Genomic DNA, 17,890 nt, shown 5'->3' with positions numbered 1-17,890 from the left:
GAAGTGATTGAAGCATGGGTACAAACTAAACTTGATCAAACTGATGAACTTTGAGAAATTTTGGATAAGAATTTAGACATTTAGTTTATCTCTTTTGCCTTCTCGATTTTGTAGTCTTTGGGAGGGTTAACAAATATGCGATCGCCTTCTTTAACTCCCCCTAAAATCTGAGTTTGGTTTTGGATTTGCGCCCCAACCGTAATTTCGCGGAACTGGGGTTTATTGTTTGCATCTGGTACAAGTACGCCAGTTTTACCCTTTTCGGTGACGATTGACACCGTTGGTAATACTAAGGCATTATTAACGCGATCGCCTAAAAAAGTCAGATCCACATTTAAGCCAGAACGCAGTTTATCTGTACCAGTATCGAGAGCAACCCGCACCTGGAAGGATGTCACACCTTGTTCCACCACTGCTTCGGGAGCAATCAGGCGTACATGACCTTTAAAAACTTGATCGGGATATGCATCAGCGACAATTTCCACCTGCTGTCCCGGTTTAATTCTGCCAAGATCGGCTTCAGGAACTTGAGCTAATATTTCTAAACCCCTTGCTACGGCGACAATTGAACTAGAAGTTGCCGATGCACTAGTAGAAGCAGAAGTTGTGGGCGTGACAAAGGCACCAGGATCAGAATACTTTTGGGTGACAATTCCCGACAGAGGAGCGCGAATAATAGTATCTTCCAACTGCACTTGTATACCCTTTAACTGAGCTTCAGCAGATGCCACAGCAGCTTGGCGTTGAGCTATTACCTCAGAACGAGTGCCATCTTCCAAAAGTACTAATGCGGCCTTTGTTTCATTAACAGCAGCTTGGCGTTGGTCGATTTCCTCAGAACGAGTGCCACTTTGGACTAACGACAATCGTTTTTTAGCTTCTTCTAAACTGGCTCTAGCACTTTTGTCGTCGCTGATGGCTTGATCGAGTAATTGTTTTGTCTCTGCTCCCTCTTTATATAAGTATTGATAACGCTTTACTTGTTGACTTGCGTAATTCACCTTTGCTTGAGCGGCATCCACTTGGGATTGAGATTGAGCAATTTCTTGGGGACGATTACCAGCCCGAGCTGCGGCTAACTGGGCTTGAGATTGCGCTAACCGCGCCCTAGCTTGAGCAATTTCTTGAGGACGACTACCAGCAACGGCTTCGGCTAGTTGTGCTTGACTTTGGGCTAAGTTGGCAAGATACTGGCTTTTTTGGGCGTCAATGCTAGCGCTATCCATGCGGGCGAGAATTTGCCCTTTTTGAATGCGATCGCCTTGTTCCACATATAATTGCGATAGCACTCCGGGGTTCTTCGGACTAATATTTACGCTCTGAACTGGCACGACTTTGCCACTAGCTGTAATCCGCAAGGTGACGTTTTGCGCTGTAACTGGGACAGTTAGTTGAGCAATGTCTTCTTTGTTTGTCCCTTGATTTACAAAAGTGTAAGTTGTCATAGTACCCACAACCAAGGCACTCCCTGCCATCAGCCCAATCAGCCAGCGTAATGGATACTTAACTTTGCCAATAACTGGAATTTCTATGTGAGTAGCCATATTATAGAAGCCTGTAAATATTGCTGTTTAGAAGTAGCCTTAAGTTAGAGGGCAAGTATAGAATAGGGATTTTTTTAAGCTTTGGGATTAAATTTTTATTCGGAAACCAACAACTAGAGGCATAACTAGCTTCATAGTTGCTTAATATTCCTTCATGTTAGACATTAGTATTTCTGTATGGCTTCACCTGAATGGGTGACTTTGACCACAGTGTATTAGTGCAATCCCGAATCATTCGTAAGAAACAAGATCCCCGACTTCTTCGAGAAGTCGGGGATCTGCGGCTTGTAATTCTCACAAATCAATCTCACAAATCAAATATTCCTCATTCCAAAGGGTGTGTAATTATTGCTGAAATTGGGTTAATAACCAAGCACCAACTTGACTTTGATTTATTTGACGAGTTTGCCGTAATGCATCGTTTAATAAAGAAATTGCTAATCCTGGCAATACCTGAGATTCCGTAATCCTCCTACTACCTTGGTTTTCAATAGCAAAAGCCATAACTTGCACATTCTGGACATTTAAAATCCAGTATTCTTTCACTCCTAAATCTTCGTATAAAAGCCGTTTTTCGCCTTGATCGTCAGCAAGTGAAGTATTAGCAACTTCAATAACTAAATCTGGTGGTGCATAGATATCTAGGCTGATAATAGAAGTGCCGTAGGGAATAACATCAGCATTTTCGCCAATGTAGTAAGACACATCAGGTTGAGCTTCCTTAAAGCCTTTTTTGCGATATGTACAGTTAGTTAAACCTTTGGCGAGGATGCCTTTGATTGTGCAAAAAAGGTTAACAGCAAAGGCAATAATTGTGTTGTCGCAGGCGTGGTCATGCCCCAGTGGTGGCATTTCGATCCTCATGTGTCCATTGTGGTAGTAGCCCTTGGCTTTTTCCGAGGCAGGATTTTCAATTATTTGGATATATTCATCCCAAGTTGCTGCTATCCAGGTATCGGTTGCTAGTTGGGTTTGTAATTCGCTCATAATATTGTGAAAGTGGAACTTTAATAACGATCATACAAGTTTCATTTTCCACGACCTAAGCTGATGTGCAGCTAAATTGTATAACACGAAAACGTAAAATTATTGTAGTGCGGGCAACATGAGCGCATCGCATATACAAATTAAATACGCAACAGCTTAGTAAGGTACAATTCTGACCTGACTTCCATTCCTCTCTTTAGGAAAGAGGCTTTGAATTGTTCCCCCTTCCCGAAGCGGGAAGGGGGTTAGGGGGTTAGGTCTATTTGCTCCCCTTGTACCTCACCGGATTCAAAATGGCTATAGGTTACAGGCTACAAAAGATAATTTCCTTTACTGTCACCTGCAATCTATCCCCTTCTTAACTCCTAACTCTCTTAACTATTGCTCCAACAATTTCATCCTCTGCCACCAAAGATTCAGGGGATAATAGACCACAGGTGCCCATAAACTACTAAGAATGGCTGAGGCAAGGGCGACACGTTGGTAATATGTCCAAATATCTGTTACCTTGCGCTCATTGCCAAGCAAAGTTAATTGCAACCCAAAGATAGTTTCTGCCAAAACTGCCATCACAAAAACAATTACAGCAATCGAAATAAAATCTTCTTCGATAAAACGCTGCTTCTGAAGCAGACCAGTTAAAATTCCCACTACACCTAAACTGATGGCATGAGTGGGGTTAGGTGATGTCATTGAATCTTGAAGTAGCCCCAGAACTATACCTGCCAATGCTCCGGCAAATACCGTGCGCTTCACACTCCAAGCTACCACCCAAATTAAGAGCCAGTTAGGGCCAATTCCCAATAATTCCATACCTGGGAACCGGGTTGGCAATAATAGTAAACATAACAGTACAGATCCAACTGTCACTATCCAACCCAATAACTTACGTACACCCGGATGCCAACGAGCAAGCGCCGGGATTTTGAATTTCGATTTTCGTTTAGACGATTTTGGCTTTTTCTGCCTGCTAGCACCAAATGCAGGAATCTTCATTTTTATATGGATTTTTTCAAAGAATTTACTTGGACTTTTGCGGCACTTGATTTGCCGACTCTTGGTTTTCTGGCTTTGGATAAACAGCCACCCAATCGAGAGAGCGGATTGGCGGAAAAAGCTCAATTTTCGCCACTGATGCTGGGAGTTTCTTTAAATCCAGCGACTTAATTCGTCCTACTGCCAAGCCAGATGGAAATTTCTGACTATAAGTAGATGTGGAAACTAAATCTCCTACCTTCACATTTGGGACTTTTTCATAAAACTCCAGCACAGCTTCCGCCGAAGCATCTCCTCGCAAAACGCCTTTAGCTGCTGTGCGGCTAACTGAGACACCCACTTGACTCTTGAGGTCACTGATTAACAACACGCGGCTAGTATTGGGAGTTACACTCTCCACCAAACCCACTAATCCGCCTTCTGCTTTGACTATGAAGCCTTCCTGAATCCCCACATTTGCGCCGCGATTCAGGGTAACTTGTTGCCACCACTGGTCAGCACTACGTCCTACCACCCGTGCTGGAATTGGCCGTGATGCCAGTGGCTCTTTTTCCACATAGCCTAACAAATCTTGTAGCTTTGTCTTTTGGCTTTCCAAATCTACTATACGGGTTTGCAATTCCAATATCCGGGCATCTCTAAGACGTTCTTCTGGAGTTGGCCCTGACTGCAACATCTCTAACGGACGGGTAATTGCCTGGTATGTCTCAAGCAGCAACTCACCTTGAGTCTGTCGCAATACCCAAGCACTACCAACTGCTAAAGCTAACAAGCCGATTTGCAACCCTTTACGATCCCACCAACGCCGTATTGTCACCATATATACCTTTGTATACTTATATAAATTAAGTTCTACTTGGATTCTATTTATATAAAACCCAAATAGAACTCAAATAGAACTCAATTCTGATATTTTTTTTGCTACATATTGCGAGAGCTTTCGGTGACAACTCGTTCCAACTGTTTAAAGTTTTCTAACACACGACCTGTTCCCAGCACAACACAGCTCAAAGGATCAGCAGCAATGTGGGTAATAATCCCTGTTTCATGGCTAATTAGGGTATCTATGCCTTTGAGCAAAGCACCGCCACCAGCTAACATGATACCTCTGTCAATAATGTCTGCTGCCAGTTCTGGCGGTGTGCGTTCCAGTGTCCGCTTCACCGCTTCGATAATTACTGATAGCGGTTCCAACATGCTTTCGCGGATTTCTGGGGCTTTGATGGTTACAGTTCGCGGTAGACCTGAAAGCAGGTGTAAGCCTCGGACTTCCATCATCGCGTCATTATCATCATTAGTAGGATAGGCAGAACCAAGGCGAATCTTGATGTCTTCGGCAGTACGTTCCCCAATGACTAAGTTATGAACTTTCTTAATGTACTGAATGATCGCATCAGTCAGTTCATCCCCAGCAATGCGTACTGATTCGCTGATTACTGTACCTTGAAGACTCAGCACTGCAACTTCTGTTGTGCCACCACCAATATCGATGATCATGTTGCCAGTGGGTTCGGCAACAGGTAATCCTGCACCAATGGCCGCAGCTACGGGTTCATCGATTAAATATACTTTTCTGGCTCCGGCTTGGTGAGCTGCATCCATCACAGCTCGCCTTTCTACTCCTGTGACTCCACTGGGAATACCAATGACAATCCGGGGTAAAATTAAAGACCTACCTTCATTTACACGCTGAATAAAGCTTTTCAGCATCAGCTCGGCGATCTCGAAGTCAGCGATTACACCATCCCGCAAGGGACGGAGAGCAATCACATTTCCAGGTGTGCGACCGAGCATTTTTTTGGCTTCTTCTCCGACTGCTAGTGCTACCTTTTCGTTGACATCGATAGCAACTACAGAAGGTTCTTGTAGTACAATACCTTTACCAGATACATAAACTAGGGTGTTTGCGGTACCGAGGTCGATACCCATGTCCCATGATGTGCGAAAGTTCCTAAAAAGACCCACGCGTGTCTAAGCCCCCTATGTGCGATACTTTTTGACTACAACCGTAAGAGTTAATTGTGCCGGATTTGATTACGAATGTATCCTGAGTTGAGTAAATTAGACTATATTTTTATATGATTCCCAGGAATATTTACGATGTCTCAATCTCCGTACTTTTTGATATTCTCTGGTTAACTTAGTGTATCCGTATATTTTTATGTGTTTCTCCAACTAGTATGTATAATTTTTTAAGTCAACTATATTGTTAACTGTTTAACACATTATTTTCAAGTGTTTCACAATTCGCTATGATGAAGGTCGGAATTAGTGAGTACACTTGTACTGAAAGGTAACGTAAATGAGTATTAATATTGTCACCCTTGTTGGTCGTGTAGGCGGCGACCCAGATATAAAGTATTTTGAGTCTGGTAGTGTTAAGTGTAGATTGACACTAGCTGTTAATCGCCGTACTAAAGAAGGCGAACATACCGACTGGTTTAATTTAGAACTATGGGGAAAAACGGCGGAGGTAGCGGGTAATTATGTACGTAAAGGCAGACAAATTGCTGTCAAAGGTTCCTTAAAGTTTGACACATGGAGCGATCGCCAAACAGGAGCAAACCGATCCTCTCCAGTTATCCAAGTAGACCAACTAGATTTATTAGGCTCTAAGCGAGATGGGGAAGGCGGTACAGCAGATACGTCTTCAGAACATTTCTAATTGGGCATTGGGCATTAATCCTTTGTCTTAACAAATGACAAATGACCAATGACCAATGACCAATGACTAATAACTAATTTGCAGCGTCACCGATGCTTCTACTTGTTGTTCACCACCAATTACAGGGGTGGAAGTATCAGCTGACTTGGCAGCCTCTGCCCGTAAAAACATGGGTGGTGGAGGCGCACTGGCATTATTAACTTGAATGCTGACTACTTCTTTGGATTTAAAACCCAAGGCACTGAAAACAGCATCAGCTTGCTGTTGGGCATCTTGGGTAGCTTCTTTTAATGCTTGTTTTTGAGCAGCCGCGATCGCTTGCTCATTCGCAACAAAACTAATACCGTTAATTTGTGTCGCACCGGCTTTCACTGCATCATCCAATAATGTCCCAGCTTGCTCGGTAGGAATTCTAAAACTCACGGTGTTATTAGCACCATAGCCTGTAATCTGCTGCACATTATTGGTGTAGCTGTAAACTGGGTTGAGCCGAATACCAGTAGTTTGTAATTTTTCAACATTTTTGCTCTTGAGGAACGCAACCACAGCCGATGACCTCCGGGCGGCTTCTTGCTGTACCTCCTGTACAGTTTTCCCCTGAATCTCCACTCCTAAACTTACTTGCGCCAGGGTTGTCGGAATTGTTTCTACTCCACGACCACTGACACTAAGGGTTCGTAACAATTTATCCTTTTCTTGTGCTAGGGCAGGTAGTACAAACGTTGCACATATCAGCAAAACTAAAGGCAGTATTTTCCACAAGTTTCCAGATGGAAATTGAGAACCAGGTAAAGCGGCTCTAGTCATAATATTTGCACTCCTCAAAGTATCCACAGATGTTTCTGATCAAGGTATATAGCAATCTTCTGGTGGCGTTGAGAGTCAACAGCCACCACAAGTTTTTCACAACTCAAGTGCGATCGCTAGATCCGATTTGTATGTTCTTACTTTGACACTGCGATCGTCAAAAGTTGAAATGGTTACATTTTTGGAAACTAAAAAAATTACACTAGAATTTTCTCAAGCTAGTTTTAAGGGTTTGTAACTTTAGTGGTTAAAAATAAGGACTGAAGTCCTGACTACGAACTGGGGACAAATTAATTTATTTAAGCTGTCAATCGCGTTTCCATAGGATGTTTTTCAGAAACGCGTCAGAATTAAAGAGAAGGATTTTCACAGAACCCATGCATTTGTTAGATCCAATCAGCTTCTCTTTTCCTCTGCTGGCTACCGCAACACAAGCCGCAGACAGTTCAATGGTAGTCGAAGCAGTGCTACTAAGCTTAGTAGTCATTTACCTCGCCAGCAAAGTTGGTGGAGAGTTATCAAACCAAGTGGGTTTGCCACCTGTTTTAGGCGAACTTTTAGGCGGTGTGGTAGTTGGCATCTCTGTTTTCCACCTTTTGGTGTTTCCAGAAGGCGGTACAGACGGTTCTAACTCTTTGATCGTGTCCTTCCTTCAAACTACTGCTGGTTTAACACCTGAAGCCACTCCAGCCGTGTATGCAGCGCAGTCTGAGGTCGTTTCCGTTTTGGCAGAATTGGGCGTGATCATTCTGCTCTTTGAAATCGGCTTGGAGTCGAATTTAAAAGACTTAATGGCAGTTGGTATCCAAGCTAGTGTCGTCGCAGTCGTTGGGGTAGTAGTACCTTTTGCTGCTGGTACTGTGGGACTGATGACTTTATTTGGTATTAGCGCTGTGCCGGCAATTTTTGCAGGGGCGGCTTTGACTGCCACTAGTATTGGTATTACTTCCAAGGTGCTGTCAGAATTGGGGCGACTTAATTCTAAAGAAGGGCAGATTATTTTGGGTGCTGCCGTAATTGATGATGTATTGGGAATCATCGTTTTAGCGGTAGTTGCCAGTTTAGCTAAAGATGGTGTGGTTGATGTCAGCAAAGTTGTTTATTTGATTATCAGCGCCACTGGTTTTATTTTGGGAGCAATCCTACTAGGCAACGTTTTCAATAAGTCCTTTGTAGCGATCGCTGATCAACTCAAAACACGCGGTGGACTGGTGATACCAGCATTCATCTTCGCCTTTGCTATGGCATACCTGGCCGCCGTCATCCACTTAGAAGCAATTCTCGGAGCTTTTGCGGCAGGTTTAGTCTTAGAAGAGACAGAGAAGCGCAAAGAACTGCAAACACAAGTCTGTCCCATTGCCGATATGTTAGTGCCAATTTTCTTTGTGACTGTTGGGGCAAAAACCGATTTGGGAGTGTTAAACCCAGCAATTCCCGACAATCGTGAAGGTCTAATTATGGCAACTTTCCTGATTACAGTAGCCATTCTCGGTAAAGTAATCACAGGTTTAAGCGTGTTTGGTCAACCGGGAATTAACCGTTTAGCGATCGGTGTGGGGATGATTCCTAGAGGCGAAGTTGGGTTAGTGTTTGCTGGTGTCGGCGCTGCTAGTGGCGCTCTCTCGAAACCATTAGGGGCAGCAATTATCATGATGGTTATCTTGACAACCTTTTTAGCTCCTCCCTTGTTACGATTTGTGTTTCCAGACCCAAAAACTGTGGAAGCAGGCTCAGAGCAACTAATTTTAGACGCTTCCTCTGGGATTTCCTTGGTAATTGAACCACCTCAATCGAGGGTGCCAGCATCAAATGACAATGGCAATTTGGAAGTAACCCCAGATTCTAGCGATCGTTAATTATTGGGAATGGGGAATGGGGCATTGGGCATTGGTTATTCTCCTCATCTCCCTCATTCCCCTCACCTTTCAATTGTGCTGTAGAAACTTCTCTCCCCAAACCTCTGTCCCGTGTGATTGTAGAATAATCGTTTGTTTCTAATTTCTACCCACATTCAAAATGTTACTTATTTCTAGTCTCCCTCGCCTTGTGAGCCTTTATCTGAATATTTTCCAGATAATTGGGGAGTAACACCCATAAATCTTGCTAGATCATCTGACAGTAATGGGAATTATTTACTCAGTGCATCAATGGCAACAACGAACAAACATTTATTAGTAAACAGCTATCAATTATCAATTTTCTAGCTTGATTGGAAGTCAGAGTCCCCCACCTCCACAGGTGGAAGGTTTCGCATAGGGATTTACACTGAATATGAAACCTGATAAGTGAATTTAAGTGTGTCTTAATAGCAACTTAAAAATCAAAAAAGGCATCCCAGGTGAAGTTTAGGTGATGACAGTGTGATGATTTACCAATGAGTTGAGATATTGACGGCTCCCATGAATGTGAATTAGGAGAAAGGACTGTGAAATTACACTGGTTATTACCCAGCACTATTGGAACTATCTTCATGTTATCGTCGCCAGTAATGGCCGCGAGACTTGAATCTTGGCGCTTTGATGCCAATCAAAACAGGCTGGAAATTAATACTGTGGGAACAGTTCAACCCCAGGCACAACTAATTTTCAACCCGACTCGGCTGGTAATTGATTTGCCAGGAACTACATTTGGTCGTCCGCAACTAACCCAACAGGTGGGCGGTGGAATTCGCTCGATCCGTGTTGGACAGTTTGATACAGAAACAACGCGGATAGTTATCGAGCTGACTCCTGGTTATAGTTTAGACCCCAAACGAGTGCAATTTGTTGGTACAACTGGCGATCGCTGGACGGTGCAATTACCTAAGCCAGAAATCGATAAAGTAGCTTCATCTCCCAGCAGTGCTTACAGTGTTGTCACCCCAGATTCTGAACCTCAACCGAGTATTTCAAGGGTTGCCAGTACCACACCAGGGGCAACTCAAATTGAGCATTTACAAGTAACAGGCGATGGGTTGTTCATTCGTACCAGTGGTGGTAATCCTCCGATTCAGGTAATTCGCAGCCGCGATCGCGCTACCATCTTCATAGATATCTCTGGCGCATCTTTATCACCACGTCTGGCGCAACATAATATACCCATTAACAAATATGGTGTTAGCCGCGTCGAATTCACCTCATTGCAAACTCAACCCCCTGGTGTCCGCTTAACTTTACGGGTAGATAAAAATAGCCCAGACTGGCGAGCAACGAATAGTAGCGGCGGTGGTTTAGTAGTTTTACCTAGTCGTGTTGTCGGATTACCTCAAAGTAATAATTCAGACAATCAATCAGAACCCGTTTCCTTTCCTAGTAGAGCATCTGCCAACAACTCGCCAGCAACAATTGAGTCTGTGCAACTGGCTGATAATGGCACACAACTGCTAATTAGAGGCAATCAACCTTTATCTGCCACCGGAACCTGGGATAGATCCTCTGGTCTGTACCGCGTCACAATTACCAATGCTAACCTAGCTCCCAAAGTTACAGGCCCGACTTTTGCTAACAATAGCCCCATTCTTCGGGTACGTCTGCAACCTCAACAACCCAACACTGTCGTTGTCTTAATTCAACCAGCAGGCGGAGTGCAACTTGGGCAACCTAGACAAATGGGCGACCAGGTTTTGGCTTTACCAATACAAGGCTCTCGCCGAGTTGTCGCCCTCCCCGGAAGACCACCCTTTGCTTTACCTGGGCTACCACCACCAAACCGGGGGTCATTCCCAGATCCAAATAATCCCAATCCCCAGCCCCTAACACAACCACTGCGCCGAGTTACCAATGGGCGAGTGGTAGTCATTATTGACCCCGGACATGGCGGCAAAGACTCTGGAGCGCTTGGCATTGGTGGGGCACGCGAAAAAGATGTTATCTTGCCTATTGGTAAGAAACTTGCTGAGATTTTGCAGCAACATGGCATACAAGTGATTATGACGCGGGATTCTGACTATTTTGTTACCCTTCCGGGACGAGTGCAATTAGCAGAGCGAGCTAATGCTGATGTGTTTGTTAGTATCCACGCTAATTCAGCAGGTGCGAGTCGTCCTGATGTTAATGGTTTGGAAGTGTATTATTACGACAGTGGTCTGGATTTAGCTCGCGTTGTCCGTAGTAGCATTCTCCAAAGTATTGGTACTCTCAAAGACAGGGGAGTAAGACGAGCCAGATTTTATGTCCTCAGAAAAAGTTCTATGCCCTCCATTCTCGTGGAAACGGGTTATATGACTGGTCGAGAGGATATGGCTAGGCTCAGAACCTCAGCTTACCAAAATGAAATGGCAGAAGCGATCGCTCGTGGTGTTCTTCAGTATCTCAAGAGAAGATAAGTAATTTAGCCGAAATTATTGAGTAAATACATCTAATCTTTACCATTTTTATCCAATTTAGTAGTAAACAATTTAAGTATTCTTGCGGCGGGATAGCAGTAGCTTCTTTGTTATTGTCATCTGATGCTTTGCAAGTCAACAGATTTTGGATTTTGGATTGGTGTCACCGATAAGAGGTGTTAGTGTAGCTGGACGCTAATCTGACATAAAACTCAAATCGGGAATCTAAAATTTAAAATTGGCAGTCAAATTTATATAGGCTAATGGCATGGCAAAATCAGAGGAGCGTGCTATATTTTACGCCATTAGCTGTGTCTTAATAACAGCGCAAAACTCAAGGTGCGCGGTGACGGTGTGAGGATTTGCCAATATGTTGAGATGTTGACGGCTCCCATAAATGTGAATCAGGAGAAAAGACTGTGAAATTACGCTGGTTACTATCCAGTACTATTGGAACCATCTTCATGCTATCGTCGCCGGCAATGGCCGCGAAACTTGAATCTTGGCGTTTTGATGCCAATCAAAACAGGCTGGAAATTAATACTTTAGGGGATGTTCAACCTCAAGCACAATTAATTTTTAACCCCACTCGCCTGGTAATTGATTTGCCAGGAACCACATTTGGGCGTCCGCAATTAACCCAGCAGGTGGGCGGTGCAATTCGTTCGATCCGTGTTGGGCAGTTTGACGAACAAACAACGCGCATAGTGGTTGAACTTACTCCTGGTTATAGTTTAGACCCCAAAGGAGTGCGATTCGTCGCGGTAACTGGCGATCGCTGGACAGTGCAATTACCTACGCCAGAAGCCGAAAATGTACCCTTAAGAAATACTGCGGGGCAACCAGAACAAGCTATAGCCACAGCAACTTCACCGAGAACATCTACGCCAGCATTCCCCCCAAGGGATATTTACAATGTGGTGAGAACTGACTCTGTGAATCCACCTAACAACAGAATGCTTGTCGCCAGGGTTACTCAAATTGAGAAATTACAAATCACAGGTGATGGTTTTTTCATTGCGACAAGTGGTGGTAATCCTCGGATTCAGGTAAATCGGAGCAACGATCAAAAAGCAATCAACATTGACATTGCTGGCGCAACTTTATCACCAAATCTAGAGCAGCGAGATTTGTCGATTAATCGCTATGGTGTCAGCCGTATCCAGTTCACCCAACTACAAACCAGCCCGTCTGTTGTGCGCCTGACTTTACAGGTAGATGAAAATAGTCCAAATTGGCGAGCAACTACTAGCAGCGTTGGTGGTTTTGTGGTTATACCCAGTCGTGGCATTGCCCAATTGCCTGGAAATAACAGTCCACGTCCCATACCTAATAACAACTCAACTGCTACCATTGAGTCTGTGCAACTGGCTAATAATGGCACACAACTACTGATTAGAGCCGACCAAGCTTTATCTGCTACAGGAGGCTGGGATAGATCATCTGGTCTATTCCGCATCACTATCAACAATGCTAAGTTAGCTCCCAAAGTCACAGGCCCTACTTTTAATCCTAATAGCCCGATCCTGCGAGTACGCCTACAACCACAAGAATCCAACACTGTCAGCGTCTTGGTTCAACCAGCAGCCGGAGTGCAAATTGGGGAGCTAAACCAGGTTGGCGACGAGCTTTTAGCTTTAGAATTACGACGCTCTAGTAGCAGCAGTATCACACCGCCCATTGCTTTACCTCCCCTACCATCACCAGACCAAGGTCAATTACCAAATCCTACAGATAATCCTCGTACCGTCTCCCAGTCACGGCCACGCCCCTCCGTTCCTAGAGGGAAATTGGTAGTAGTTATTGACCCCGGACATGGTGGAAAAGACTCAGGTGCCCCTGGTTTGGGCGGACTTTTAGAAAAGGATGTAATTCTGCCTATTGGTAAAAGGGTAGGAGCAATTTTAGAGCAAAATGGTGTACAAGCTGTACTAACGCGAGATGCTGACTTTTTCGTAGAACTTCAGGGACGGGTAGACATTACCAAGCGAGCTAATGCGACTTTGTTTGTCAGCATTCACGCTAATTCCGTTGATAATCGCCCTGATGTCAATGGGTTAGAAGTATATTATTACGATAGTGGTTATGGTCTGGCTGAAGTAGTTCGTAAAACCATCCTCCAGGACATCGGTACTATCAAAGATCGGGGAACCCGCAAAGCCAGATTCTACGTCCTTAGAAAGAACTCCATACCTGCTATTCTAGTGGAAACAGGCTATATGACTGGTTACGAGGATAATCCTAGATTAGGAACACGAGAGTATCAAAATCGGATGGCAGAAGCGATCGCTCAAGGCATCCTCAAATACTTACACCAGAGGTAATATACTAAAAATTACTAATTCAAGAGGTGGTATTTAAACTTCTTTGACGTGCAGAATTTAGTGGTCAAGTTGGAGATTGTCTGCTAAATTCTGTATTTTAAATCCCAAAACCTAAATTAATATCTGCCTGTGTATTCATCTTCCATCTTTGAAGGGAATCTTGACGATTTTTCCGATCAAGAACCCCAACGTGCCCCAATTGGCATCTTTGATAGTGGTGTGGGTGGGCTAACGGTACTCCGACAACTATATCGGCAACTCCCCAATGAATCAATTGTTTACTTTGGGGATACAGCTAGACTTCCTTACGGAATTCGTTCGCAAGCAGAAATTTTACGATTTACACGTGAAATTATTACCTGGCTACAACAGCAGCAGGTAAAAATGGTGATTATGGCTTGTAACACTAGTTCCGCCCTAGCCCTAGAAACCGTGCGTCAAGAATTCAGCATACCCATTTTGGGAGTAATTCTACCAGGTGCAAGAGCAGCAGTACAGCAAGGAAGACGTATTGGTGTAATTGCCACTCCAGCTACAGCTAAGAGTAACGCTTATAAGCACGCCATACTCGAAATTGCTCCTGATGTCCAAGTCTGGCAAGTTGGATGTCCAGAGTTTGTACCACTGATTGAGCAAAATCGCATTCATGACCCTTACACTGCTGAAGTAGCACGAGCCTACCTAGAGCCTTTATTAGAGCAGGAAATTGATACCTTAGTTCACGGCTGTACTCATTATCCACATCTTACACCAATACTGCGATCGCTCCTCCCATCTCAAGTCCAGTTAGTTGATCCAGCTGTTCATGTTGTGGCAGCTTGTGCCCAAGAACTAGACTTACTAGGCTTAAGAAATACTCATCTACCATTACCAACTCGCTTTGCCGTTAGCGGTTGTCCGCAACAGTTTTCCCAATCAGGAGTGCAGTGGCTAGGCTATACCCCAATGGTTGAAGAGGTTTCCTTCACTGATATCGCTATTTCCCAACTCCAATAAAACTAATTAGTCCTTAGTCCTTTAATCAAAACAAATGACCAAGGACTAATGACTAATGACTATTAACTGATATCTCCTGCTTGTGTTTTCCTTCGGGAGATGAAGGGAAACTTGTAGAAACAGTCTTTGTACCCGTTCGCTTTGCCAGTGCTAATAACAGGTAGACCGTGAACAAATATCCAGAGGCTAAAATAAAAATCATCATAGGTATACTTCCGTAAATCATTGTTCTACTAGCACCCTTCTAAACGAATATAAAATTCCATAAATTAGTAGAACCTCAGCCAACCAAGTGCATTCTTGATGGCTGTAGTTTCATATAGCAAAATTACCTATAGAGATAAAATCCTCTACGGACAAAGAATTTATTATCTAATGGCACTTCTAGCAGACCATAGATCCCCCAGCAGTTAGCTTGCCGTTTGGCAATCTAAAACTACGATTCTCACCGGTCTACTTGATCTGCTTTATTTTTGCTCAAACGGCTGTGAAAAGAGCAATGCTTGCGCTCAACGTGCGCTGAAGACGTGTAGCGGCTTCCCATAGGGATATCACATAGCTCCAAACCAGGAGTTTTGCGTATCGTAGGAAAAATTAAAGAAATTATTCCCTTAACCTAACCGACGAATATTTATTTTATACTCACAATACCAACTCAGTGAAATCAACTAGTAGCTGAATTACTTTTGCGCGTGTGAATATCTGACAAAATTTAAAATTCCTATACTTTAGCCTAACACAACGACCCTGAATTTTGAGCTTATTCGGCTGCTAAATTTCAAATTTTTTGAAGAGCTACACTTCAGTCTGGGAGAAATTTAGTCTTACCAATTAGCCGCAAATTTAAATCACGTCCATTTTGTCAATAAGTAATATTGCTTAAATTGTTTTTTGAACTGTGGCGGGAAAGGTGAGACGGGAAACTACTTAACGCAATTTCACCTGAAATTCATTCTCATATACTGAATAATTCACCTTTGAAGTTATTTTCAAACCTGAAATCTCACAAATCAAGCATAATTACTTATTGACAAATACATCAGCAACCTTAATTATCACCCATAGACTCATAAATATGGGATTACCTGATGAAAACTTTGCGCTGGCACAGGGTTATCTTAAAATGAGTATAGGATATGTAAACTTTCGTAACCTAAGTCAGAGTCCGCCCATCCATGACCCCAGCCACCTCCCTGTTTACCCCTGTGGAAGCAGACCTGCGACTACTAGCAGATAACCTAAAACAGCTAGTTGGAAATCGCCACCCCATTCTATTTGCAGCAGCCGAGCATTTATTCGGTGCTGGGGGAAAGCGTATCAGACCAGCAATTGTCCTGCTAATATCGCGGGCGACAATGTTAGAACAAGACATTACGCCGCGTCACCGCCGCCTTGCTGAGATTACAGAAATGATTCACACAGCAAGCTTGGTACATGACGATGTGGTAGATGAATCAGACGTGCGGCGAGGCGTTCCTACCGTTCATAGTTTGTTCGGGAACCGCATTGCCATCTTAGCAGGAGATTTTCTCTTTGCCCAATCGTCCTGGTATTTAGCAAACTTGGACAATTTGGAGGTGGTGAAACTACTCTCAGAAGTCATTATGGATCTGGCTACTGGGGAGATTCAGCAGGGACTAAATCGTTTTGATGCTGGTATCTCTATTGAAACTTACATTGAGAAGAGTTATTACAAAACAGCTTCGTTAATCGCCAACAGTTCTAAAGCTGCTGGGTTGCTCAGTGAAGTCTCACGAGAAACTGTTGAACATCTGTATAGCTACGGTCGTCATTTTGGTATAGCATTTCAGATTGTTGATGACATTCTAGATTTCACCAGTACAACAGATACCTTGGGTAAACCAGTGGGGTCGGATCTCAAAAGTGGTAATCTGACTGCACCTGTTTTATTTGCTTTAGCCGAAAAACCATCTTTGGAAGTGCTGATTGATCGAGAGTTTGCCCAAGAAGGGGATTTAGAGCAAGCACTCGCACTGATTCAAGATAGTCAAGGTATACAACAGGCGCGAGATTTGGCTGCTCACCATGCAAAGTTGGCAATTGAACATCTTGCAGTTCTCCCACCCTCAGAATCCCACCAGGCATTGATTAACATAGCTGAGTACACACTGAGTCGCCTCTATTAAATCAGTTCTCAGTTTTAAAGTAGAAAGTGGGAATTTAGGTTTTCGGTGTGTTATGGCTTTCGTAACACACCGAAAACCTGAAATGTTGTGTTGCGAAAGCCATAACACACTATAGCTGTTCCCATTCAGATGAGGTACAACATTATATCGCAAGGTGTAGGGGCACGGCAGTGCCGTGCCCCTACGGGTGTACCTTACTAGCTTGGGAAATGCTATAAAGCAGTTTTATATTTAATTCAACCTACCGATTTACCAGGTAGAAAGTAGAGTTTTTTATTTGGAAGTCCCTTAAGTATGGGACTTTGCTTGACTGGGAAACTAAAAACTTTAAAACTGAAAAATGTTCACTGATAACTGTTTTTTAACAAATTTTAGGTTTCACCCAGATTTGAGTCAGTCGGATAGTGTAGGGGAAAGAAAAAAATTTATTTTTTCCTGATTTAGAAAACTTTTTTTAAGGAATTTGAGATTTAAGATTTGGGATGTGGGGTTGTATCTAAAAAACTCCACATCCCAAATTTTTCTATGCAATATTAGGGGGTATCTGTTTAGGCGATCGCAGTTGTCGTAAGTGTTGCTGCATGAGTTTTTCTAGTTGAGTTCGCCGAATTTCGACGGTATGAGTGGTCTTACCCGGCGTTTCCAAAAAAACGATGCTATCTACGGGTTCTAATGCCACCATTTGGAACAAAATATGGGTGACAGGAGTAATTTTAGCTAGCATTTGAGGGTCAAGCCCATCAGGGGAAATTAGAGAGACATCCTGTATGGTAGGGAAAGCGTAAAGAACACGTTTTTCCAATCCTGGATTAGCACGATTGCTCAATGTAGTTAAAACCCAGCTTGCCTCCGAATTTTGGAGAATGTAGTACTGGGAGTAGCGTAATTTTTGAGCGATCGCTCTAAGGGCAGGAGCAATTGCTGTAACAAGATGTGGTGTCATACCATCGCGGGGTGCATTGTCAATCAGCAATTGAATTTGTGCTTCTAAATCCATAATGACTTGTATACGGCTCCTGGGTAACGGCAATAACATCTATCAAAGTGTGAACAATCCCATCAGAATTGGGAATAATAAAATCAGCCACATCCTAAATATAGGATTGGTCTGCGTTTAGCTT

Annotated in this window: 14 protein-coding genes; 6 read left to right on the top strand and 8 right to left on the bottom strand. The window is 43.4% G+C overall.

The window, feature by feature from the left end; all coding sequences use genetic code 11:
* Positions 1–80 precede the first annotated feature (80 nt).
* The 5 genes from V7K97_RS06190 to V7K97_RS06170 form a co-directional block, all read right to left on the bottom strand.
* Positions 81–1,544, bottom strand: coding sequence for an efflux RND transporter periplasmic adaptor subunit (locus tag V7K97_RS06190; RefSeq protein ID WP_334799883.1), 1,464 nt, complete (start codon positions 1,542–1,544; stop codon positions 81–83).
* Between the two features lie 345 nt (positions 1,545–1,889).
* Complete coding sequence (locus tag V7K97_RS06185) at positions 1,890–2,531, bottom strand: Uma2 family endonuclease (RefSeq protein ID WP_334799881.1); 642 nt, start codon at positions 2,529–2,531, stop codon at positions 1,890–1,892.
* A 378-nt stretch (positions 2,532–2,909) separates the two neighbouring features.
* The gene (gene mreD, locus V7K97_RS06180) at positions 2,910–3,527 is read right to left on the bottom strand and encodes a rod shape-determining protein MreD (protein WP_334799879.1); all 618 of its coding nucleotides are present in this window, start codon (positions 3,525–3,527) and stop codon (positions 2,910–2,912) included.
* Positions 3,528–3,552: 25 nt separating this feature from the next.
* Entirely contained in the window at positions 3,553–4,347 is a 795-nt protein-coding gene (mreC, locus tag V7K97_RS06175) for a rod shape-determining protein MreC (protein WP_334799877.1), read from the bottom strand.
* Between the two features lie 101 nt (positions 4,348–4,448).
* Positions 4,449–5,456, bottom strand: coding sequence for a rod shape-determining protein (locus V7K97_RS06170; RefSeq protein WP_334799876.1), 1,008 nt, complete (start codon positions 5,454–5,456; stop codon positions 4,449–4,451).
* Positions 5,457–5,829: 373 nt separating this feature from the next.
* On the opposite strand from V7K97_RS06170, the gene V7K97_RS06165 reads away from it, so the two are divergent.
* The gene (locus V7K97_RS06165) at positions 5,830–6,192 is read left to right on the top strand and encodes a single-stranded DNA-binding protein (RefSeq protein ID WP_334799875.1); all 363 of its coding nucleotides are present in this window, start codon (positions 5,830–5,832) and stop codon (positions 6,190–6,192) included.
* A gap of 66 nt (positions 6,193–6,258) precedes the next feature.
* Here the strand turns inward: V7K97_RS06165 and V7K97_RS06160 are convergent, their stop codons facing one another.
* Complete coding sequence (locus V7K97_RS06160; RefSeq protein WP_334799874.1) at positions 6,259–6,999, bottom strand: SIMPL domain-containing protein; 741 nt, start codon at positions 6,997–6,999, stop codon at positions 6,259–6,261.
* Between the two features lie 377 nt (positions 7,000–7,376).
* Here V7K97_RS06160 and V7K97_RS06155 point away from each other — a divergent pair, with 377 nt between their 5' ends.
* The 4 genes from V7K97_RS06155 (at position 7,377) to murI (ending at position 14,622) form a co-directional block, all read left to right on the top strand.
* Positions 7,377–8,855, top strand: a complete 1,479-nt coding sequence (locus V7K97_RS06155; RefSeq protein WP_334799873.1) for a cation:proton antiporter — start codon at positions 7,377–7,379, stop codon at positions 8,853–8,855.
* 569 nt (positions 8,856–9,424) lie between these two features.
* Positions 9,425–11,302, top strand: coding sequence for an N-acetylmuramoyl-L-alanine amidase (locus V7K97_RS06150; protein ID WP_334799872.1), 1,878 nt, complete (start codon positions 9,425–9,427; stop codon positions 11,300–11,302).
* 419 nt (positions 11,303–11,721) lie between these two features.
* Positions 11,722–13,626 (top strand): N-acetylmuramoyl-L-alanine amidase, encoded by a 1,905-nt coding sequence (locus V7K97_RS06145; RefSeq protein ID WP_334799871.1) that lies wholly within the window; start codon positions 11,722–11,724, stop codon positions 13,624–13,626.
* Positions 13,627–13,755: 129 nt separating this feature from the next.
* On the top strand, positions 13,756–14,622 hold the full coding sequence (murI, locus tag V7K97_RS06140) for a glutamate racemase (protein WP_334799870.1): 867 nt from the start codon (positions 13,756–13,758) through the stop codon (positions 14,620–14,622).
* A 52-nt stretch (positions 14,623–14,674) separates the two neighbouring features.
* On the opposite strand, the gene V7K97_RS06135 is transcribed toward murI, so the two are convergent.
* Positions 14,675–14,827 carry a hypothetical protein gene (locus V7K97_RS06135; protein ID WP_334799887.1) on the bottom strand — a complete coding sequence of 51 codons (153 nt, stop codon included), beginning with the start codon at positions 14,825–14,827 and terminating at the stop codon, positions 14,675–14,677.
* A gap of 970 nt (positions 14,828–15,797) precedes the next feature.
* Between V7K97_RS06135 and sds the strand changes: the two genes are divergently transcribed.
* On the top strand, positions 15,798–16,769 hold the full coding sequence (gene sds, locus V7K97_RS06130) for a solanesyl diphosphate synthase (protein ID WP_334799869.1): 972 nt from the start codon (positions 15,798–15,800) through the stop codon (positions 16,767–16,769).
* Positions 16,770–17,292: 523 nt separating this feature from the next.
* On the opposite strand, the gene V7K97_RS06125 is transcribed toward sds, so the two are convergent.
* On the bottom strand, positions 17,293–17,766 hold the full coding sequence (locus tag V7K97_RS06125; protein ID WP_334799867.1) for a hypothetical protein: 474 nt from the start codon (positions 17,764–17,766) through the stop codon (positions 17,293–17,295).
* Between the last annotated feature and the right edge of the window lie 124 nt (positions 17,767–17,890).

It is taken from the genome of Nostoc sp. (assembly GCF_036917815.1).
Lineage (GTDB): Bacteria > Cyanobacteriota > Cyanobacteriia > Cyanobacteriales > Nostocaceae > Nostoc.
Note: the sequence above shows the minus strand (reverse complement) of the source record. Positions and strands in the feature narration are given on the sequence as shown.